This window comes from Vibrio sp. V30_P3S12P165 (genome assembly GCF_009904905.1).
Taxonomy (GTDB): Bacteria; Pseudomonadota; Gammaproteobacteria; order Enterobacterales; family Vibrionaceae; genus Vibrio; species Vibrio fujianensis.
Map to the genome: position 1 here is coordinate 108,616 of NZ_WXWH01000060.1, position 22,821 is coordinate 131,436.

The 22,821-nt window shown below is 43.9% G+C and carries 19 protein-coding genes; 10 read left to right on the forward strand and 9 right to left on the reverse strand.

Going from position 1 to position 22,821, the window contains the following annotated elements:
* Window positions 1-3: 3 nt before the first annotated feature.
* Genes gspG through gspC form a run of 5 tightly spaced genes read right to left on the reverse strand, consistent with a single transcriptional unit; the run spans window position 4 to window position 6,152 of the window.
* Entirely contained in the window at window positions 4-447 is a 444-nt protein-coding gene (gene gspG, locus CAG57_RS12560; RefSeq protein ID WP_099610227.1) for a type II secretion system major pseudopilin GspG, read from the reverse strand.
* Between the two features lie 32 nt (window positions 448-479).
* Entirely contained in the window at window positions 480-1,700 is a 1,221-nt protein-coding gene (gspF, locus tag CAG57_RS12565; RefSeq protein WP_099610226.1) for a type II secretion system inner membrane protein GspF, read from the reverse strand.
* Complete coding sequence (gene gspE / locus CAG57_RS12570; protein ID WP_161427895.1) at window positions 1,700-3,202, reverse strand: type II secretion system ATPase GspE; 1,503 nt, start codon at window positions 3,200-3,202, stop codon at window positions 1,700-1,702. The genes gspF and gspE overlap by 1 nt, the downstream gene beginning before the upstream one ends.
* Entirely contained in the window at window positions 3,199-5,229 is a 2,031-nt protein-coding gene (gspD, locus tag CAG57_RS12575) for a type II secretion system secretin GspD (RefSeq protein ID WP_161427896.1), read from the reverse strand. Before gspD ends, gspE begins: the two co-directional genes overlap by 4 nt.
* 35 nt (window positions 5,230-5,264) lie before the next feature.
* Window positions 5,265-6,152 (reverse strand): type II secretion system protein GspC, encoded by an 888-nt coding sequence (gene gspC / locus CAG57_RS12580; RefSeq protein WP_161427902.1) that lies wholly within the window; start codon window positions 6,150-6,152, stop codon window positions 5,265-5,267.
* A gap of 301 nt (window positions 6,153-6,453) precedes the next feature.
* On the opposite strand from gspC, the gene hslR reads away from it, so the two are divergent.
* The 4 genes from hslR (at window position 6,454) to CAG57_RS12600 (ending at window position 11,736) form a co-directional block, all read left to right on the forward strand.
* Window positions 6,454-6,840 (forward strand): ribosome-associated heat shock protein Hsp15, encoded by a 387-nt coding sequence (hslR, locus tag CAG57_RS12585; protein ID WP_161427897.1) that lies wholly within the window; start codon window positions 6,454-6,456, stop codon window positions 6,838-6,840.
* A 35-nt stretch (window positions 6,841-6,875) separates the two neighbouring features.
* Window positions 6,876-7,751 (forward strand): Hsp33 family molecular chaperone HslO, encoded by an 876-nt coding sequence (gene hslO, locus CAG57_RS12590; RefSeq protein ID WP_161427903.1) that lies wholly within the window; start codon window positions 6,876-6,878, stop codon window positions 7,749-7,751.
* Window positions 7,752-8,088: 337 nt separating this feature from the next.
* Window positions 8,089-9,717 carry a phosphoenolpyruvate carboxykinase (ATP) gene (pckA, locus tag CAG57_RS12595; protein WP_161427898.1) on the forward strand — a complete coding sequence of 543 codons (1,629 nt, stop codon included), beginning with the start codon at window positions 8,089-8,091 and terminating at the stop codon, window positions 9,715-9,717.
* Between the two features lie 111 nt (window positions 9,718-9,828).
* On the forward strand, window positions 9,829-11,736 hold the full coding sequence (locus CAG57_RS12600) for an AsmA family protein (RefSeq protein ID WP_161427899.1): 1,908 nt from the start codon (window positions 9,829-9,831) through the stop codon (window positions 11,734-11,736).
* On the opposite strand, the gene CAG57_RS12605 is transcribed toward CAG57_RS12600, so the two are convergent.
* From CAG57_RS12605 to typA, 4 genes are all read right to left on the reverse strand, one after another.
* Entirely contained in the window at window positions 11,708-12,640 is a 933-nt protein-coding gene (locus CAG57_RS12605) for a bifunctional GNAT family N-acetyltransferase/hotdog fold thioesterase (RefSeq protein WP_099610218.1), read from the reverse strand. The two genes, CAG57_RS12600 and CAG57_RS12605, sit on opposite strands and share 29 nt — an antisense overlap.
* 36 nt (window positions 12,641-12,676) lie before the next feature.
* On the reverse strand, window positions 12,677-13,111 hold the full coding sequence (gene dtd, locus CAG57_RS12610) for a D-aminoacyl-tRNA deacylase (protein ID WP_099610217.1): 435 nt from the start codon (window positions 13,109-13,111) through the stop codon (window positions 12,677-12,679).
* Window positions 13,083-13,997 carry a virulence factor BrkB family protein gene (locus CAG57_RS12615; RefSeq protein ID WP_161427904.1) on the reverse strand — a complete coding sequence of 305 codons (915 nt, stop codon included), beginning with the start codon at window positions 13,995-13,997 and terminating at the stop codon, window positions 13,083-13,085. The genes dtd and CAG57_RS12615 overlap by 29 nt, the downstream gene beginning before the upstream one ends.
* A 269-nt stretch (window positions 13,998-14,266) precedes the next feature.
* A complete protein-coding gene (gene typA, locus CAG57_RS12620) occupies window positions 14,267-16,096 on the reverse strand; it encodes a translational GTPase TypA (RefSeq protein ID WP_099610216.1) in 1,830 nt (609 codons plus the stop codon).
* A 502-nt stretch (window positions 16,097-16,598) separates the two neighbouring features.
* Between typA and glnA the strand changes: the two genes are divergently transcribed.
* The 6 genes from glnA to CAG57_RS12650 form a co-directional block, all read left to right on the forward strand.
* On the forward strand, window positions 16,599-18,008 hold the full coding sequence (glnA, locus tag CAG57_RS12625) for a glutamate--ammonia ligase (RefSeq protein WP_161427900.1): 1,410 nt from the start codon (window positions 16,599-16,601) through the stop codon (window positions 18,006-18,008).
* A 173-nt stretch (window positions 18,009-18,181) separates the two neighbouring features.
* Window positions 18,182-18,724 carry a DUF4124 domain-containing protein gene (locus CAG57_RS12630; protein ID WP_161430919.1) on the forward strand — a complete coding sequence of 181 codons (543 nt, stop codon included), beginning with the start codon at window positions 18,182-18,184 and terminating at the stop codon, window positions 18,722-18,724.
* A gap of 122 nt (window positions 18,725-18,846) precedes the next feature.
* Window positions 18,847-19,893, forward strand: a complete 1,047-nt coding sequence (glnL, locus tag CAG57_RS12635) for a nitrogen regulation protein NR(II) (RefSeq protein WP_161427294.1) — start codon at window positions 18,847-18,849, stop codon at window positions 19,891-19,893.
* Between the two features lie 39 nt (window positions 19,894-19,932).
* Window positions 19,933-21,336, forward strand: a complete 1,404-nt coding sequence (gene glnG / locus CAG57_RS12640; protein ID WP_099610212.1) for a nitrogen regulation protein NR(I) — start codon at window positions 19,933-19,935, stop codon at window positions 21,334-21,336.
* Window positions 21,337-21,469: 133 nt separating this feature from the next.
* The gene (gene add, locus CAG57_RS12645; protein ID WP_161427295.1) at window positions 21,470-22,474 is read left to right on the forward strand and encodes an adenosine deaminase; all 1,005 of its coding nucleotides are present in this window, start codon (window positions 21,470-21,472) and stop codon (window positions 22,472-22,474) included.
* A 201-nt stretch (window positions 22,475-22,675) separates the two neighbouring features.
* Window positions 22,676-22,821, forward strand: a 146-nt coding sequence (locus CAG57_RS12650; RefSeq protein WP_443083797.1) for a helix-turn-helix domain-containing protein, incomplete at its 3' end; no start/stop codon positions are given.

The window sequence follows — 22,821 nt, forward strand, 5'->3', positions numbered from 1 at the left end:
CCTTTATTGGAAATCTTGTAGATTCCAGTTACCAATATCGGCATTGGCCCCTTCGCCCCCTTCCTGACCGTCCGCGCCTAAGGTAAAGACATCAACACGACCATGTTCACCGGGGCTTAAGTATTGATAGTCATTGCCCCAAGGGTCTTTCGGTAAGCGACGAATGTAACCATCGTTGCGATAATTTCTTGGTTCTGGATTGGATGGTTTGCTCACCAAAGCGTCTAACCCTTGATCGGTGGTTGGGTAAACACTGTTATCTAATCGATACATGTCTAATGCGTTCTCGAGTGCAACAATATCGGTGATCGCTTTTTGTTGATCGGCCTTATCTTTATTGCCCAACAAATTCGGTACCACCACGCTGGCAAGAATGCCTAGGATCACCACAACCACCATGACTTCCAATAGAGTAAAGCCTGACTGTTTCGTTAGTTTTTTATTCATAATCACTCCATCTTGCGCTTATCATTCGCCCATTAGCGGCTCATTAAATTATTCATCTCTAAAATTGGCATTAAGGTGGCCATTACAATAAACAGGACTAATCCCGCCATCAATGCAATCAGCACTGGGGTAAAGATACCTAATGCAATATTAACCGTAGATTCAAAACTGGTGTCTTGGTTATCTGCCGCTCGTGTCAGCATACTTTCCAGTTCACCACTTTGTTCACCACTCGCTATCATATGTAGCATCATTGGGGGAAATAGCTTGGTTTGAGTCAACGCTTGGCGCAAGCTAGAGCCTTCACGAACGTTATCCACCGCCAATAATACTTGCTGTTTAACGTACTGATTTGTCATCACATCAACGGCAACGCGCATGCCATCAAGAATGGGGATCGCACTTGAGGTACAAATCGATAAAGTTCGCGCAAAACGCGATGTATTTAGCCCCCGGGCAATTTTACCTATCATGGGTAAATACAACAGTTTTTGATGCCAATAGAGCCGAATACTCGGCTTTTTCAGCAACCACTTGGCGAAATAGCTTAGTGTCAACATCAATAACAACAACGGGATACCCCATTGCTGAATAAAATCACTGGCCGACAACAAAAACTGCGTCGAAGTAGGTAAAGCCTGCCCCATTTGTACAAATTGGCCTATGATTTTAGGCACGACCGCCGCAAGCAAAAAGGCGACAATACCAACGGCAAAGATCACCAAAACAATCGGATACAATAAGGCTTGCAGTAATTTTGAGCGCATTTTTTGCCGATTCTCAGCATAATCGGCCAGTCGTTGTAAAATCGCATCGAGATGCCCTGACTTTTCTCCCGCAGCAACCATGGAGCGAAAGAGATCATCAAAAATATGGGGATAATCTGCCAAACTGTCAGCCAAGGTGTACCCTTCCGTCACTTTTGCTCTAACCGCCGCCAGCATGTTACGTATTCTTGGTTTTTCGGATTGCTCAGAGACCGCTTTTAAACACTCTTCAAGTGGCATCCCAGACTGAACTAAGGTCGAAAGCTGACGGGTGAGCAAAGCTAAATCGGGTGTACTGATCCCTCTCGGTTTAGTCCAACTGGTTTGCCGCGCTTTGGCAGCTTTAGCCTGCGTCTCGACCACTTCGATAGGGATCATCCCTTGCTCTTTTAACCGCTGACGCACCTGACGCGCATGATCACCTTCGATGATACCTTTCTTGCGTCGTCCTGCTGCATCCAGTGCTTTGTATTCAAATGCCGCCATTACGACTCCTTGGTCACTCGCATCACCTCTTCTAAGGAAGTGATGCCTTGGCGAACTTTATCTAATCCATCATCCCGTATACTAGGGGTTTTACTGCGGATCGCTTGTTCAATCGCTTGCTCGCCAGCTTCGCGGTGAATTAATGTCTGAACGTCATCATCCACCAACATCAGCTCGTGGATGCCGGTTCGCCCGCGATATCCTTTAAAATTACATTTTTCACACCCATGGGCTCGATACAGGGTCAATGACTCTTTTTTGCCCAAGCCAAACCATTTTTTCTGCTCTTTGTTAGCCTCATAAGGCTCTTTGCAATCAGGACATAACGTCCGCACGAGACGTTGAGCCAGAACCCCAAGTAAAGAGGAAGAGATAAGAAAAGGTTCGATTCCCATATCACGTAAACGGGTAATCGCACCAATTGCAGTGTTAGTATGCAAGGTTGACATGACCAAGTGGCCGGTTAATGACGCTTGCACCGCGATTTGAGCCGTTTCTAGATCGCGAATTTCACCGACCATCACAACGTCTGGATCTTGCCGTAGAATGGCTCTCAAGCCGCGGGCAAAAGTCATATCGACTTTCGGATTAACCTGAGTCTGGCCGATACCATCAATATCAAATTCGATAGGGTCTTCTACCGTAAGAATATTACGCTCACTACTATTGAGCTCTTGCAGACCGGCATATAGCGTGGTTGATTTCCCTGATCCTGTTGGACCGGTGACCAATAAAATACCGTGCGGACGTGCAATTAAATGGCAGAAATTATGTTGGTTTTGCTCGGTCATGCCTAAGCTGTGCAGATCAAGCCGAGTGGCATTCTTATCGAGTAAACGCATCACCACTCGTTCACCGTGAGACGCTGGCATGGTAGAGACTCGGACATCTACCGAACGGCCACCAATGCGCAAGGAGATGCGGCCATCTTGTGGCACCCGCTTTTCGGCAATGTCTAACTTAGCCATCACTTTCACCCGAGACACCAATAGGGGAGAGAGCTTACGACTGGGCGATAACACTTCTCGCAGTACGCCATCCACTCGAAAACGAATCGAGAGCGTCTTTTCAAAGGTTTCGATATGAATATCAGAAGCGCCTTCTTTAATCGCTTCACCAAGCATGGCATTGATCAACTTAATGATGGGGGCATCATCTTCCGATTCCAGTAGATCTTCGCTGTGTGGCAACTCTTCAGCGAGTGAAAAGAAATCATCGCTATCTGCCCCAATATCTTCCATAAGCTGACGCGCTTCTGACGAGTCTCGTTGATACACTTCGGTTAATTTGGCTTCAAACACGTCTGCGCTCAATGCGGTTAAGACAAACGGATGCTGTAACACTCGCTTTACCTCAACCAAAGCCAATAAAGCGATAGGCGCGACATAATAAAGAGTGGCATTTTCTTGTTGCTCATCCCATTCCAGCACGAGCTTATGCCGATTCGCAAAACTAAACGGCAAGCGACGAATCCGCTGTTTATCTTGTACTTCAAGCCTCATTGCTGAGCATCCATTTGATCAAGAAATGCTTGAATTTCTGCCGCATGACGACGTTCTTCACCAAACTTTGGCAGCACGGGAATATGGTTATTATCCATCAACTTCAGCCCCTGATCGGCTTTAAACAACTGCTCGGCACGGATGTAGTTGTACTTGCGCTGAGTGATACCGTCCGCAGTCATACCATCACGAATGATGGTTGGCTTAATAAACACCATCAGATTTTTCTTTTCTACCGTGGTATTGGTTGAGCGGAACAATTGCCCTAAAAAGGGAATATCGCCCAGTAGCGGTACTTTAGACTCACTTTCTGCTGTACGTTCATCAATTAAGCCACCCAATACTAACATCTGCCCATCTTGTACCATGACAGAGGTATTCAACTGACGCTTGGCAAAACGAACATCAACTGCACCATTGGCACCCAAAACATTCGACACTTCTTGCTCGATGGATAACTGAACTGAATCGCCCTCATTGACTTGGGGAACCACTTTAAGCTTAATCCCCACTTCTTTTCGCTCAACCGTTTGGAAAGGATTGTCATTGTTGGAACCAGCGGTAGACCCTGTTAGCACAGGCACCTCTTCACCGACAATAAATGACGCTTCGCCATTATCCATCACCGTAATACTTGGAGAGGAGAGAATATTGGTGCTGGAGGTACTCGATACCGCGCTGATCAATGCGGTCCAATCGCCCATCATGACCCCAAGTGCAGCACCATTCACCCCTGATAAGGCCGAGGCAAGCGTGGAGTAATCACCCGCTTGGGTACGGCTATATGGTTCATATTTTTGTGTATCTGAGTTCCAACGGCTATCTGTAATGGTTTTATCTTTCGCTTCTTCTAAACCGACCATAACCTGGCCCACTTGAGCGCCAGTATTGCCGTATTGAATCACCGCGCCCTCTTTTAAAGAGCCCCATTGCACACCGAGATTAATCCCATCACCTTCAGCCATTTCAACAATTAAGGCTTCAATTAAGACTTGAGCTCGGCGAATATCCAATTGTGCAATCACATCCAGTAACGCATTCATAATGTCTTGCGGTGCGGTAATCACAATCGAGTTCGTATCCGCATGAGCGGCGATCATCACTTTTTCGCCCTGCAATGCACCTGATTTTTGCCCTATGTGTTTTTCAGCCTGTAGGTTTTCTGATACCCCTTGCAACACGCTGACTAAATTTTCAGCTTTCGCGTACTTTAAATAGACCACTCGGTTGTTACCACGCGTGGCCATTTCAACATCAAGCTGACGAATTAGACGCCTCATTCGATCTCTAACTTTTGGATCGCCAGAGATCAAAATGGCGTTGGTTCTATCATCAGCGACAAATTTAGGTTGTAAAAATTCGGGCGTATTTTTGGTGTCATTCGCTTTGCTAAGTGCTTCAACAATTCTGACCATTTCTGATGCGGAGGCATTTTTTAGCTCAACCAGCTCGATATCTTTATCACCTGCCTGATCGACACGATGAATGATGTCAGCCAAACGGTTAACCACCGCGGCCCGTCCTGTAATTAAAATAATATTGGCTGGATCATAGTGCACCACATTGCCGGCACCAGCATTGTCGATCAATTGACGCAAGAGCGGCGATAATTCTCGCACCGAGACATTTTTAACCGCAACAACTTGGGTGATGACATTATCACCATCGGCTCGGTCATCATCACCGAGAACAGGAATGGCCGACGTTTTTGCATCTTTCGCGCGAATAACTTTTAGTACCCCGTTATCCATTTCAACGACCGCAAACCCGTAAACTTCCAACACATTTAAAAAGAAACTGTAATACTGTTCACTACTCAAGGTATCGTAACTGCGAACATCTATTTTGCCTCGTACCGAGGGATCAACAATGATGGTTTTTTCCAGGTTTCGCCCCACAATATTGATAAATTCTTGAATATCGGTGCCTTTAAAACTGGCACTGAATGCTTCGTTCGCCAATGCTAGGGGTGAAGCAAGTAAACTTCCAGCTAGCAGCCATACACTTTTCTTAAGCCAATGCTTCACACAACGCTCCCTGATTAATTACTGCCACTTGGCTATTAAAATTGAATATAAATATCATGTGGTTGCCCATCACGCTCGACCGTAAGGTTAAGCTCGGTTAAATCCGACATAGATTGAAATACTTGAGTCATCACACTCGGATCGGTTAAATCTAACCCATTTAGTTGTATTGCGATATCGCCCGCTTGTAGCCCCACCGCTTGAAATAATGCAGAATCTTTCCCCGGACTGACTCGATAACCGATGATGTTGTCATCCTGCTTAACTTGAGACAAAGCGACGTATTTAAAGACTTCTTGAGGGTTACGCCTGATCTCATCACGAATTGCAGCCAACTTATCTTCCACGGATGTGTCGATAGAGGCATGAGAGGATGAATGAACGGCTTGTTGAATGACGGCAGTCTGATACTCTCGCCCTTCTAACATTAACGTTTCATCCCGACCGGAATTATCAATGATGACTCGATCAGCAAACACCGCTTTTAATACTGCTTGCGTGCCTTCTATTTCCTCATGTAATCCATAAGTATTCTGTTGGCCTCGATTAGCAATCACCGCAAGACTACGCTGCTGCTCTGTACTTGCCACCACACCCACTAATGTTAAGTTAAGACGAGTCGGTGGGGCATCTACTTTTACTGTGCTTGTGACCGGAGATGCAATTTGTACCAAATAAGGGCCAAATAAATCACTCTTTCTTAACGACTGGATATTGAGACGAGCCGGTGCAGATGCGGCAACAGGAGCGGCTGCCACCCATTGGGCAACAGTCGGCTTAGGCTGAAAAATGAACCAGAAGCTCTGCCCGACCACCCAAGCGGATAACGCAACCGCTAAGATCGTGAATATCTGACTCAATGGTGACTGGCAACGTAAAAATAAGGGCCAACTTCCATTTAAGCGCCATTGGGTTAAGTCCATTCGTTTCACACGGTATCCCTAATGAGGTTTTAATATCGATAAATGACGTCGGAGTATCACGGTTAAGGTAATGGTTCAGTATACATGAGCCAAATAATAGGTGCGACAAGTGCCTTACTTTTCTTGTGATAAGCGTTGGCTTTCACTTGAAAAATGATAATTTGATCACCATTATTTTGAATAAATATCGTGATTCTAACGCTTCACTCATCAACAGCGAATTTGCTAGGCTCATTCTCATTCAAGATAATCAACGTATCCAAAAGAGTCTAAACCATTTACATAGAGGTAATTATTCAATATGAGTTCCCCTGCACCAGCAATTAGGCTGGATAAATGGCTATGGGCCGCAAGATTTTATAAAACTCGCTCGATAGCACGAAATATGGTTGACGGTGGAAAAGTCCACTATAATGGGCAACGAAGTAAGCCCAGCAAACTCGTTGAAATTGGAGCAACCATTACCTTACGTCAAGGTAGTGAAGAAAAAACCATCGTCGTTGAGCAACTGTCTGAGCAAAGACGAGGGGCCCCTGAAGCACAGGCCCTTTATATAGAAACCAGTGAAAGTATCGTGAAACGTGAACGCCAAGCACTGATGCATAAACTGAATGCTCATAATCCGAGTCCTGATCGTCGGCCAGATAAAAAACAACGCCGCGATCTTCTCAAATTCAAACATCAATAAACATTAGCCGGATCACTCTTATGACTACACAAACAATGGCCAATAATCAATTACACCGTTATCTATTTGAAGACTTGTCGGTACGAGGGGAATTGGTCCAACTGGATGACGTATTTCAACACATCATCGCCAGCCAAGAGTATCCACAACCCGTGCAGACACTGCTTGGAGAGCTACTGGTTGCCACCACCTTATTGACCGCAACGTTAAAGTTTGAAGGCTCGATTACCCTACAACTGCATGGCGATGGCCCGGTGTCTCTCGCGGTGATTAATGGTGATAACCAGCAAAACGTACGTGGGGTTGCACGCTGGCAAGGAGATATTCCACCCGAGGCGAACTTACATCAATTGATGGGAAAAGGACATTTAGTGATCACTATAGAACCAAAACAAGGTGAACGTTATCAAGGTGTCGTCGGTTTAGAAGGTGATAATCTATCCGAAGTTCTAGAAGGGTATTTCTTGCGATCGGAACAGTTAAAAACTCGCTTATGGATTCGTACCGGTGAATATGATGGCAAGCCACATGCTGCAGGGATGTTATTGCAAGTGATGCCTGACGGAACAGGAACCGCAGATGATTTTGAGCACCTAGAGCAGCTCACCAATACCATCAAAGCTGAAGAACTCTTTGCTTTACCAGCCAATGAGCTGTTATATCGTCTTTATAATCAAGAAAAGGTTCAGTTATTCACCGCTCAAGCGGTTACCTTCAAATGTGGCTGTTCACGGGAACGTAGTGCAGCCGCGATTATGACGATCGAAAAAGAGCAAATTAACACCATTTTAGCGGAAGAAGGCGCGATTGCTCTGCACTGTGATTACTGTGGAACAACTTACTCCTTTGATCACGCCCAAGTCAGCAAATTATGGCTAGAGCAAACATCAGAAAAGCCCACCCTCCATTAATTTTCTGCGCTTAACAAGCACGTAAAAAACCACCTACAGCCAGCTTATTGCTGGCTGTTTTATGTTTGAAAAACGATAAAAATCAATAAGTACCGCCACCGTACACCATACTTACTTTCTAATGAATATTAATTTTTTGCTCTAGCACAACGCTTTGTGCACAAGATAGAATAACGAAAGCCTATATCTGTGACGGGTTACATAAAACCTCGAGTAAAGCATGGACAATCTTTGAGCTAGCTCCCTGTTTTTTACCTACCCCGTTGCTAGCATGGTGGACAGATAACAATTACATTTTTTTACAAAATCCCTACAAAATCCTAATTAAGGAGCACCTATGACTGTGATGGAACAAAACAAGGCTGCACAATTAGATCTTACCCAGTATGGCATAATCGATGCGGTTGAAGTTATTCGCAACCCGAGCTATGACCAGTTATACAACGAGGAAACTCGCGCAGATTTGGAAGGCTACGAAAAAGGCGTGGTCACCGAACTGGGAGCCGTGGCTGTTGATACGGGCGTCTTTACTGGCCGCTCACCGAAAGACAAGTTCATTGTCAAAGACGACACGACTCGTGACACGCTTTGGTGGACCTCTGAACAAGCCAAAAACGATAACAAACCCATTAATCAAACTGTTTGGAACGAACTAAAATCTTTAGTTTCCAAACAATTATCAAATAAACGCTTATTTGTCCTAGATGGCTATTGTGGTGCTAATGCCGACACTCGTTTGTGTGTGCGCTTCATTACCGAAGTGGCTTGGCAAGCTCACTTTGTCAAAAACATGTTCATCCGTCCATCGGACGATGAATTAGCCAACTTTACCCCAGACTTTGTGGTGATGAACGGTGCCAAGTGCACGAATGATAAATGGCAAGAGCATGGATTAAACTCTGAAAACTTCACAGTTTTTAACCTGACTGAGAAAATGCAGCTGATTGGAGGCACTTGGTACGGTGGCGAAATGAAAAAAGGTATGTTCGCCATGATGAACTACTTCCTGCCATTAAAAGGGATAGCTTCAATGCACTGCTCTGCCAATATGGGCAAAGACGGTGATGTGGCGATTTTCTTCGGCCTCTCTGGTACAGGTAAAACAACGCTTTCAACCGACCCTAAACGCGCCTTAATTGGTGATGATGAACATGGTTGGGATGATGATGGGGTCTTTAACTTCGAGGGGGGATGTTACGCAAAAACCATCAAACTCTCTAAAGAAGCCGAGCCTGATATTTATAATGCGATTCGCCGTGATGCACTCTTAGAAAACGTGACGGTACGTGGCGATGGTTCGATTGACTTTGATGACGGTTCGAAAACAGAAAACACCCGTGTTTCTTACCCCATTTACCATATCGAAAACATCGTTAAACCCGTATCAAAAGGTGGCCATGCCAATAAAGTTATCTTCCTTTCAGCAGATGCCTTTGGTGTGTTACCACCGGTCTCTAAATTAACGCCCGAACAAACCAAGTACCATTTCTTATCCGGTTTTACAGCAAAACTAGCGGGTACTGAACGCGGAATTACTGAGCCAACACCAACATTCTCAGCCTGCTTTGGGGCTGCATTTTTAACCTTGCATCCAACCAAATATGCTGAAGTGCTGGTGAAACGAATGGAAGCGGCTGGCGCAGAAGCTTACTTGGTCAATACCGGCTGGAATGGTTCTGGTAAACGCATTTCGATTAAAGATACACGCGGCATTATTGATGCGATCCTTGATGGTTCTATCGAAAAATCAGAAACCAAGCAAATTCCAATCTTTAATTTGGAAGTTCCAACCTCATTACCGGGGGTTGATCCTGCGATTCTGGATCCTCGTGATACTTATGTTGACCCACTACAATGGGAAAGCAAAGCGAAAGATCTTGCCTCTCGTTTCATCAATAACTTTGAGAAATATACCGACAACGCCGAAGGTAAAGCTCTGGTTTCTGCAGGGCCACAATTAGATTAATTGTGATAACTCACTAGCAAAGCCCCTTAATGAGGGGCTTTTTTAGTTGAAGCAAAACAAGATTTGCTCCAAGCTTATCTCGGTTGAAGGTGAAATATAAATTAGGGACAAATGAAAAAAATAGTCGCATTAGGAATCGGATGTTTCACACTAGTGTTGATAGTTATTTCACTTATCTTTGCCCTGTTGTATACCCGCTATTTGACTCCCAGCGTTCAGTGGTTAACCTCCCAGTTATGGCCGGGACGCCTGACCTTTAGCCGTGTTGAATACCACTATCCACTGCACTTTCGTTTATCTCATCCGACAATTACTCTTGAGGAACACAGCCTCTCCCTTGAGCAACTTGATATTTGGCTCAATCCTCAAATTATGGAAAATGGTAAATGGCAGGTGGATAGTCTGCTAATTCAAGGAGGAAACTTTACCTCTGAACGCCCCGTTAACTTCCCTCTCACTCATTGGACAATCGCCCATTTAGCGCTACAAAATATTGAGGTGGCTGGGCATGGGTTCATCGCACAAGGTGTCAACTTACAAATCAAACACCCCCAGTGGCTAGCAAGAGATCAATGGCTTCCCTATGGAGCACTGCAACTCACCGCCAAGCAGCTTGATTGGCAAGGCGAAACCATAAAAACACTACTGGTTGATGCTAACTATCGACCGCAGGATAGCACCATTTATGGGGCTTCATTTGAATGGAATGGATCCCAAGTATCTGGCCAAGCAGAACAGTACCCAACGGGGTGGTCACTGATAAACACCACGATCAACCAACTCAACCTAACGGGTAATACGATTAATGCTTTACAATCTTACTGGCCAGCGATCACGCGCTATCTGCACCATATTAATAGCCTAGATATCTTACAGAGCCATCTTGCTTTCCAAGATATCGAGATAGAAAATTTCAACTTATCCCTTGAGAATATCGTTTTACCACATTCAGTTTGGCAGCAAGAAGCGGCTTATCTGTCACTAAATGCCGATAAGATTGAATGGCAACAACTCGAATGGATTGAGCCAGCCTTTCAGCTTACACTTAGCCCGCAACGTATCGATATTAAAGAATTCAGCTCACAGCTATTGCAAGGCTATGTACAATTTACTGGGCAACTCTCTCCGACCCATTTGAACATGGAGCGCTTAACACTCAATGGCATCAAGTGGCTTGATGAAGCGATTGCTATCCCAAAATGGCCGACAGCCTTGGCTCAGATCGAACACATCACCCTAGAGCAACTAAGTGGGAGTAATCTACAGATTATTCAACTAGCAACCCAGCCCATTTGGCAGTTATCAGGGCTTAATATTGAAGGCAACAACCTAGAAGTGGTGAAACAACATCAGTGGGGACTATGGAATGGCCAACTGACTCTCAGCACCAACAGCGCCAGCGTCGCCGACCTTATTACGACACAAGCCATCATAGAAATGCAAAGCCAGCAGGGCGATTGGCAAATCAAGCGTGCTTTTTTCCCCTTAACACAAGGATACATTGATTTGGTTGGCAGTTGGCATTTTACGCAACCTAGCGCACCGTGGTCTATCGAACTGCATACTGACAGTATTCCCTTAACGCTGTTCAATACTTGGAACATGTTGCCTTTTAAACTGGATGCTTTCGCGGATATTGATTTGCAACTTCATGGATTATCTGGTGATTATGCCATGTTAAGTCACTCTTTAGATGGCGAGATACAAGCCAGCTTACGCTCAGGGCTCCTCTCATTTCAGCAACAGAACACGCTCACGATTCAGCCATTTCAACTCGATAACCTTCACTTACAAGCAGATCGAGGTAGAATTGTCTTACCTGAATCAACATTGCTTGGCCCAGCCTTATCGGCCAAACTCTCTGGAGAACTGGATTTGCTAGCCCCACAACAAGGGAAATTTGAGCTAACTTTAGAGCAAAAATGTCAGCTTATCCGTTTTGATCTATTACGTCGTCAACAACACAGTCAGTCAGTTCCAAACTGCTCGGCTATCCATTCTGACGAGCCTGTTCAATGATACTAAGGTAATCGGGAATCAACATATAAGTCCCGGTAAATTCAACCGCTTCAGTATTGCCGCTACGAATATACACTTTCACCACAATACGCGCTTTACGGCCAGAAGCTAGACGATCCAAATCACCGCTTATTTCATCAAGAGAGGTTGAAGCCACTGGATTATGCACGATTGGATAATGATAACGAATTCGGCTATCGACAAGCACAATATCACCATGTAAATCCCGCTCTCGCATCAACAACCAAGCCATTCCCCACCCGGTCAACGTGGCTAATGTAAACGCAGACCCTGCAAATAAGGTATTATGCGGATTTAAATTCGGGTTAAGCTGAGCACTACACTGAAATTGATATCCGGTATATTGCTGTACTTTAATCCCCATTTTTTCACTGATCGGGATATGTTCCGCCCAACGTTCTTGTAACTCACTGCACCATTCTGGTGTGCGAATGACATTGGCCATGGGATCGAGCGTTTTTACCATTTGCTGATGACGTACCGGGCCACGTTCATCGGTCAATGCACCTCGCCGCTCAAAACCATTTTTGGTATAAAAGGCAATGGCATCTTCGCGAGCATTACAGACTAGCCGTTTGGCTCCCTCTTGTTGAGCAAGCGACTCAAGCGCAATCAATAGTAATGAGCCCATGCCTTTATTACGACGACTCGACTTAACCGCCATATACCGAATTTGCCCTTCACAATCTGGAGTAATATATAAACGGCCAATCGCCATCGGTCGCCCTCGCCCATCAACAATCATTCGATGGTGGCTCATCACGTCATATTCATCGCGTTCCGATCCTATCGGCATTCGCCAAGGCTCACGCAGCATCTGCCAACGAAAATAGTAATACTTGTTGAGCTGATTCTCTGTTTTTGGCGTAATAAGTTTAAACATAGATTCCCTTCCAAAGCGCGTAAAAATACGCGTCGGCTAAACCTGTAACCAAAAGGTTACGGGGCCATCATTAATCAGTGATACTTTCATATCTTGTGCAAAGCGTCCACGTTGTGTCGGTAGCATCGTGACACATAAATCCGAAAAATAATTATACAGATGCTCCGCTTGCTCGGGGGCAGCACCACGAGAAAAACCAGCGCGTGTCCCTTTTTTGGTATCGGCTGGTAGAGTAAATTGAGAAACGACTAAGAGACTTCCCGCCACATCCTGAACGCTTAAGTTCATTTTCCCGGCCTCATCTTCAAAGACCCGATAGCGAGTTACCCGCTCAACAAGACGTTTAGCTTTCGCCTCACAATCATCCCGTTCAACCCCTAATAGTACCAATAAGCCTTGTCCAATCTGACCAACAATTTCTCCATCGACCTTCACGGACGCCTCACTCACTCGTTGAATCAATGCGATCACTATCCACTTCTCCTGGTTTCTTTTCTAATCGGGCTGAAGAGTCTACCATGTTCGTCGTTTGCCTCCATCGCTCGCTTTCACCAAGAGCAGCCGTGACTTCCGCCCCCACGAGTACGATCAACCAACATAAATACACCCAAACGAATAAAATGGGGATAGCCGCTAATGCGCCATAGATCAACTGATAAGAGGGAAATTGCGTGATATAAACCGCAAAGGCTTTTTTACTTAACTCAAATAAAATGGCCGCAACAAACGCCCCTGATAAAGCATGAGCAAAACGAACCTTTTTATTGGGTACTAATACATAAAGCCCAATAAAAGCAAATAGGGAAAGCAAAAAAGGCAACCGTCGTAAGAAAAAATTAAACACACCACTAAGCGCTTCACTGTCGAGTAGCTTTAATGACGTAATATAAGAGGTGACAGCAATACTCGTACCAACCAATATTGGGCCTAAGGTTAAAATCATCCAATAGATAGAAAAAGAAAAGATCGGCCGCCGTTTATTACGGACTCGCCAAATATAATTCAAATTTTTATCAATATTGGAGATAAGCATTAGCGCTGCGATAAATAAAAAAGCACCACCCACCGCCGTCATTTTCCCGGTATTACTGACAAATTCGAGCAATGCTTGACTGACGGCATCACCAGCAGCAGGAACAAAGTGAGTGATCACAAAGTCCTGAATGATATCACCCACATTATCAAAAATCGTAAATGAGGAAAGTACGGAGAGAAGAACGGTCAACATCGGCACAATAGATAGCAAAGTAATATAAGCTAAATATCCGGCACTGACGTTGATTCGATCATGATCCATTCGGTTAAGTACGTAGCGACCAAAGTGCAGGCCATGCTTAACAACGGGCTTTAATTGCATATTTATCCCTTTATCCATCCCTCATTCGTCCGAAGATTCTACTAAAAAACCGTGAAAACACCTCATCTAGATAAGCTAGCTTACCTTAAAAAATAAAAAAGCCCTTAACCATTACAGCCAAGGGCTAAATAATCCCATTTATACCTTTCCTACTTGAAGCTACAGGGGGTGGCTATGTTCGTTCACCCCAATCACATCGCCTGTCTATGCTCACGGGAGTTCACTCACTTACCGCCTACCTGCCACTTCAAGTTGTTTGGGTATAGTGATTATTTATTATCACGCGCCGCACGTTTACGATCGTTTTCAGTCAGGTGTTTCTTACGAATACGGATACTTTTCGGTGTAACTTCAACCAACTCGTCGTCATCAATAAACTCTAAAGCTTGTTCAAGCGTGTATTTAATCGCTGGAGTCAACACTTGAGCTTCATCAGTTCCTGATGCACGAACGTTAGTCAGTTGCTTACCTTTCAGACAGTTAACGGTTAAATCGTTTGAACGGTTATGAATTCCCACGATCTGACCTTCATACACTTCATCCGCATGCTCAGTAAATAGACGGCCACGCTCTTGTAGATTAAACAAAGCGTAGGTTAACGCTTTACCTGTCGCATTTGAGATCAAAACACCATTCATACGCTGACCAATATCACCACCTTTATGTGGGCCATAGTGATCAAAAGTATGATAAAGCAAACCCGAACCTGAAGTGAGGGTCATAAACTCGGTTTGGAAACCAATCAAACCACGTGAAGGCATGATAAAATCTAGACGAACTCGGCCTTTACCATCTGGAGACATATCTTTTAGCTCACCTTTACGTAAGCCAATTTTCTCCATGATACCGCCTTGATGCTCTTCCATGACATCAATCGTCACCGTTTCAAACGGTTCCATCAGTTGACCATTCTCTTCTTTCAAAATAACTTCCGGACGAGAAACAGCCAATTCAAAGCCTTCACGACGCATATTCTCGATTAAAATCGAAAGATGCAATTCACCACGGCCAGAAACACGGAATTTATCTGGATCATCGGTTTGCTCTACACGCAGTGCTACGTTGTGCACCAATTCTTTTTCCAAACGTTCTAGAATATTACGTGAAGTCACAAATTTGCCTTCTTTACCGGCAAATGGTGAGGTGTTGACTTGGAAGGTCATAGTCACAGTCGGCTCATCAACACTCAATGGTTTTAGCGCTTCCACTGCATTCACATCACAGATCGTATCAGAAATTTTTAGTTCACCCAGCCCCGTAATCGCAACGATATCACCCGCTGTCGCTTGTTCGGTTTCTGAACGTTGCAAACCAAGATAACCCAATACCGTACCAACTTTACCATTCCGTTTTTTACCATCAGCAGAAACAATGGTGACTTGTTGATTGGCTTTAACTGTACCACGCGTAACACGCCCCACACCGATAACGCCAACATATGAGCTGTAATCGAGCTGAGAGATCTGCATTTGTAATGGGCCATCAAGATCAACTTGTGGAGGCTCAACATTATCCACAATCGCTTGGAACAAGGGCTCCATATTTTCGCCAGTTTCGCCTTCTTCCAAGGTCGCCCAGCCATTTAATGCTGAAGCATAAACCACTTGGAAATCCAGTTGCTCATCACTTGCTCCTAGGTTATCAAAGAGATCAAACACTTGATCCATAACCCAATCAGGACGCGCGCCAGGACGGTCAATTTTATTGATAACGACAATCGGCTTTAAGCCATGAGCAAAGGCTTTTTGTGTCACAAAACGAGTTTGTGGCATTGGGCCATCAACGGCATCAACGATTAAGCAAACGCAATCTACCATAGACATAATACGCTCAACTTCACCACCGAAGTCAGCGTGTCCAGGAGTATCAACGATGTTAATCCTATAACCGTTCCAGTTAATTGCGGTATTTTTTGCCAAGATGGTGATACCACGTTCTTTTTCGATATCGTTCGAGTCCATGACTCGCTCTTCGATGTCACCACGAGACTCTAACGTACCCGACTGCTGGAGTAGTTTATCTACCAAGGTCGTTTTGCCGTGGTCAACGTGCGCGATAATCGCGATATTTCTTAGTTTTTCAATCTGTGGAGTAGCCATGGAGTTTTGCTTCACTTATTACACAAAGAGCTCATTTTTACGGGAGTGCAAAAACGTAGCCTAAATTTCGGTTAAAAAAATGGTCAATAATGTACCAGATTCTGGCAAAAAACCTAGAAAAATGTGATCTATCTCAGCCAATTTTATCTTGTTAAAGATTAGTCGCCAATTTCATTTAATACAAACCTTCATCAAACACGACAAATCCAGATTGACAAGACCACAAATAGTCGGCTGAATGAAGTGTCTTTGCGAGAAACTGGTGCATACCAACGACATAAAAGCACCAAATTGGTGCATTGGTGGATCATAGCGGTGCATTGGTATGCACCAAGATAAGACAAAATCACACAATCAATTGATTTTATGGACATTAATAAGTTGGCACGATTATCGCTGTAATTAAATCGCATCGATTAAGTCATAATAAAAGCATTAATCTATGCAGATTTCATTTTGATTCGAGCCCAAACCGCTTTATTAACACTGGAGGTTATCCAAGATGTCAGTAGAAAACGTTCTATCGCTGATCCAAGAAAACGAAGTTAAGTTTGTTGACCTACGCTTCACCGACACGAAAGGTAAAGAGCAACACATCTCAATTCCTGCTCACCAAATCGACGCAGACTTCTTCGAAGAAGGAAAAATGTTCGATGGTTCATCCGTTGCTGGCTGGAAAGGTATCAATGAATCAGACATGGTCATGATGCCAGACGCCTCATCTGCCGTACTTGATCCATTTACAGACGATGCCACCGTCAATATTCGTTGTGACATTCTAGAGCCAGCAACGATGCAAGGCTATGATCGCGATCCTCGCTCAATTGCTAAACGTGCGGAAGATTATATGCGTTCAACAGGAATTGCCGATACGGTTCTTGTTGGGCCTGAACCAGAATTCTTCCTGTTTGATGATGTCAAATTTGCAACCAATATGTCAGGTTCTTTCTTTAAAATTGATGACGTCGAAGCCGCATGGAATACCGGATCTGACTACGAAGACGGTAACAAGGGCCACCGTCCAGGCGTGAAAGGTGGTTATTTTCCAGTCGCTCCAGTTGACTCATCGCAAGACATTCGTAGTGCAATGTGTTTGATCATGGAAGAGATGGGGCTAGTGGTTGAAGCACACCACCACGAAGTCGCCACGGCAGGCCAAAATGAAATCGCTACTCGTTTCAATACATTAACCACAAAAGCAGATGAAATCCAAATCTATAAGTACGTGGTTCATAACGTTGCTCATGCATTCGGTAAAACAGCAACCTTCATGCCTAAACCCTTAGTCGGTGATAACGGCAGCGGTATGCATGTTCACCAATCACTGGCAAAAGACGGTGTCAACCTCTTTGCTGGTGATAAATATGGCGGTCTGTCTGAAACTGCACTGTACTACATTGGTGGTATCATCAAACATGCTCGTGCACTGAATGCGTTCACCAACCCATCCACCAACTCTTATAAGCGTTTAGTTCCTGGCTTTGAAGCTCCGGTCATGCTGGCCTACTCTGCACGTAACCGTAGTGCTTCTATCCGTATTCCTATTGTACCAAGCGCAAAAGCTCGTCGCGTAGAAGTCCGTTTCCCCGATCCTGCAGCAAACCCATACCTTGCTTTTGCTGCATTACTTATGGCAGGTCTTGATGGCATCAAAAATAAGATCCACCCAGGCGATGCCATGGATAAAGACTTATACGATCTTCCTGCAGAAGAAGCAGCAGAAATTCCAACGGTTGCAGAATCATTACAGCAGGCATTACAGAATCTAAATGAAGATCGAGAATTCCTTACTGCTGGGGGTGTTTTCTCCGATGACTTCATCGACTCTTATATCCATCTGAAATTAAAAGATGTTGAACGTATTAACATGGCCGTTCATCCACTCGAGTTTGAACTTTACTATTCGGTATAAATCTCATTTTGTGGAAAACCATTCTTTTTGCACAATAAATTTAGGCTCGCCTCGCAGGCGGGCCTTTTCTCTATTGGGGTTTAACTCGCTTCGATTTAACATGATGGTTACATACTAGGACACTCTTACGTCTTACGCTTCCCTTACTTAACGCGCTCATATTGAGGTGAGTTATGAAATGGTCTTCCAGAGTTTATTTACTGTTTATCCTTTTATTTACTCTAAATACTTATGCCGGAAACGCATATGTTTGGGAGGATGAACATGGCGTAGTGCACTTCAGCGATTTTCCACAAGATTCAACAGCTCAAACGATCTCTCTTCCAGATTATGACGCTGCAGCTCCCGATCCAAAATTTGAAGAGCCGGTTCCCATCAATCCGCCAACAGAAGAATCTGTCATAGAAAAAAAACCAATCCCGCTACCTGAATTAACGATCGACATCATCCATCCAACTCAAGAACAAACCATTCGCAGCAATAAGGGAGAAATAGATATCGAGATAAAATTAAATAGAATGTTAAAAGTAAGCGAGCACTTACAATTACTGATGAACAATAAGCCTTACGGTGCACCAACCACGCAACCTCGATGGGAACTAAAAAACATCGATCGAGGAACTCATCTTTTTATGATCCAAGCACTAACAAACGGCAAGATTATTGCATCATCAAAAGTTGTAACGGTACATTTACATCGCGCCTCAGTTAATTAGTGAGTTAAAGAAGAAATTTCTTCCAGCGTTGAGCATCACACTTTGTTTTTATGTTTCGTTGCGCCATACTGGTTAAGCTAATGCACCAAATTAGTGCAAAGACAGATAAAACAGGGTGACTTGTGAGTGCAGAATTAAGTGCAACAATATTAAATCATATTGTAACCGCCACATTGATGCTGGATGAAACCTTGTGCGTCCGTTACGCCAACCCTGCCGCAGAACAACTGTTTGCCCAAAGTGCGAAGCGCATCATCAACCAACCCTTATCCAAGCTTGTTCAACATGCCTCGATGGACTTGGCATTATTATCGCAACCACTACAAAGTGGGCAGAGCATTACCGATAGTGATGTCACTTTTGTGGTGGATGGAAAACCGTTGATGCTAGAAGTAACGGTTAGTCCATTAACTTGGAAAAAAGAGCTAATGTTATTGGTTGAAATGAGGAAAATCGGCCAGCAACGACGACTGACCCAAGAACTTAACCAACACGCCCAGCAACAGGCCGCCAAGCTGTTGGTTCGAAGCCTCGCCCATGAAATAAAAAACCCACTAGGAGGATTACGCGGAGCGGCTCAACTACTGGAGCGAATGCTACCAGACCCGAGTTTAGTAGAATACACACACATTATTATTGAGCAAGCTGACCGTTTAAGAACATTAGTCGATCGCTTACTTGGCCCACAAAAACCGGGGAAGAAAAAACTCGAAAATTTACACCTCATCCTAGAAAAAGTTCGCCAGTTGGTAACGCTCGATACTAAAAACACATTAACGATTGAACGTGACTACGATCCAAGTCTACCTGAATTATTAATGGATACCGACCAAATTGAACAAGCACTACTCAATATCGTCAGTAATGCCGCACAAATTTTATCCCAACAACCCAATGGTCACATTACGCTACGTACCCGAACGGTTCACCAAGCGAATATTCATGGCCAACGACATAAACTGGTTGCCAGAATTGAGATTATTGATAATGGGCCAGGTATTCCATTAGAACTACAAGATACGCTTTTTTATCCCATGGTGAGTGGCCGAGAAGGAGGAACCGGGCTTGGGTTATCCATTTCACAAAACCTTATCGATCAACACAATGGGAAAATTGAAGTCGAAAGTTGGCCTGGAAGAACCACATTCACTATTTATTTGCCTATTTAAATTATCACTAATAATAAGCGGCTGTTCGGGGAGAAAGTCATGAGTAAAGGATATGTCTGGGTTGTCGATGATGACAGCGCTATACGCTGGGTGATGGAAAAAACCCTATCATCGGCCAATATAAAATGTGAGACGTTTACTGATGCAGAAAGTGTTCTCATGGCATTAGAACGGGAAACTCCCGATGTATTGATTTCAGATATTCGCATGCCTGGTATTGATGGTATTGAACTGCTCAATCAAATTCACTCTCGTACACCTGAACTTCCTGTCATCATCATGACCGCTCATTCAGACCTTGATGCAGCCGTAAATGCCTATCAAAAAGGTGCTTTTGAATACTTGGCGAAGCCCTTTGATGTTGACGAAGCTGTTACTTTAGCTGAGCGTGCAATTGCTCATAGTTATGAACAACGTAAAGAACACTCAAAACAGCAAAACATCCCCTACCATGCCCCTGAAATCATCGGTGAAGCTCCTGCAATGCAAGAAGTTTTTCGTGCTATCGGACGTCTTTCCCGCTCTTCAATATCAGTATTAATTAATGGAGAATCAGGAACAGGCAAAGAGTTAGTCGCCCATGCGTTACACCGACATAGTCCTAGAGCCCAAAAACCATTCATCGCTTTAAATATGGCCGCCATTCCAAAAGATTTAATTGAATCTGAATTATTTGGGCATGAAAAAGGGGCTTTTACAGGTGCTAACCATGTACGACAAGGTCGATTTGAACAAGCTAATGGCGGTACACTTTTCTTAGATGAAATCGGTGATATGCCTCTTGATATACAAACTCGTCTCTTGCGTGTTTTAGCCGATGGTCAGTTTTATCGCGTTGGCGGCCATTCAGCGATCAAAGTCGATGTACGAATTGTTGCCGCTACACACCAACATCTTGAAAAACTCGTACACCAAGGCAAATTTCGTGAAGATCTCTTTCATCGACTGAATGTCATACGTATTCAGATTCCAGCACTGAGAGAACGTCGTCAAGATATTGAAAAGTTAACAAAACACTTCCTTGCACTTGCGGCAACAGAACTAGGTGTAGAGATGAAAACGCTACATCCTAAAAGTATTGAGATACTTAACCGTCTAGAATGGCCTGGAAATGTAAGACAATTAGAAAATATGTGTCGCTGGTTGACAGTGATGGCCAGCGGAACAGAAGTACTACCGAATGATTTCCCTCCTGAATTACTAGCGGAAAAGCCCTCCTTCGAACAAGAAGGTACGGATAGCTGGCAAAAGCAATTAGAAAATTGGGCCAAAGCAGCACTCTCAGCGGGACAAACTGAACTTCTTACACTCGCACAACCGGAATTTGAGCGAATTCTATTAGAAGTCGCCTTACATCATACCAATGGCCACAAACAAGAGGCTGCAAAAGTTTTAGGTTGGGGCCGTAATACGCTGACTCGTAAGCTGAAAGAACTATGTTGAGGTTATATTCATCAACATAATCCGTAATGAATAGAAAGAGATCCGTCAAATTAGCCTATTTATCGATAACTCATACTGACAGGGTCAATTTTGATTTTTATACTTAATACAGATTTCGACTTGGAAGAAGATAATGATAACGAAAAATATCCCATTGACTGATCTGCATCGCCATCTAGACGGTAATATTCGTACTCAAACCATTCTAGACTTAGGCAAACAATTCAATATCGCCCTCCCTGCTGATAACATAGAAGCGCTAACGCCGCACGTACAAATAGTAGAAGCCGAACCATCATTGGTCGCTTTTCTTGCTAAACTCGATTGGGGAGTAGCTGTGTTAGGTGATCTTAACGCTTGCCGACGCATCGCTTATGAAAATGTGGAAGACTTAGTGAATGCACAAATAGACTATGCGGAACTACGCTTTTCCCCTTACTATATGGCGATGAAACATAACCTTCCCCCCCAAGGGGTTGTAGAAGCCGTTATCGACGGAGTAAAAGCTGGAATTCGGGATTTTGACATTTCAGTTAATCTTATCGGCATCATGAGCCGAACTTTTGGTACAGAAGCTTGTCAACAAGAACTTAATGCGATTCTCAGCCATAAAGAACACTTCGTTGCAGTCGATCTAGCTGGAGATGAATTAGGGCAACCTGGCGAACTCTTTGTTACACACTTTAAACAAGTCCGAGATGCCAATTTACATGTCACAGTACATGCTGGAGAAGCTGCGGGGCCAGAAAGTATGTGGCAAGCTATACGAGAACTAGGTGCAACACGTATTGGACATGGCGTAAAAGCGATTCATGACCCTAGCTTAATGGATTATCTCGCTAAACAGAAAATAGGTATTGAGTCATGTCTAACATCCAATATACAAACGAGTACTGTTGACAGCTTAATTCAACATCCCATTAAATCATTTTTAGAGCACGATATTTTAGCGTGTCTAAACACCGATGATCCTGCTGTTGAAGGCATCGAGCTCCCCTATGAATATAATATTGCAGCTTATAAGGCAGGGTTAACTCCGTCCCAAATTCATCAGGCACAAATGAATGGATTAGAAATGGCTTTTCTTTCTGACAAAGAAAAGCATCATCTTAAAATGAAAGCCTCTCAACGAGCTTAATGCTCCCTTGAGCATAACCATACTAATGTCAGTCACCACTTCAATAAGGGCTGACATTAACTCAATGTATCGATAGAGTAATATCAATCTAAATAAAAATGTGATCTAATTAAGGCTATTTAACTACTACCGTCATTCATCATGAATAGCCTTAATAATATCAACTTTAAAAAGCTCGCCAGTCAGCAAAAATCCATTCAGATGAAAATGAGATTACTGGCTCTTGCTCATTTCAAAGATGGACAATCTCGAACACAAATTGCCAAATACCTAAAAGTGAGCCGCACTAGCGTAAACAAATGGGTTCAAACCTTTTTAGAGCACGGGCTCGAAGGTCTTCAAGAAAA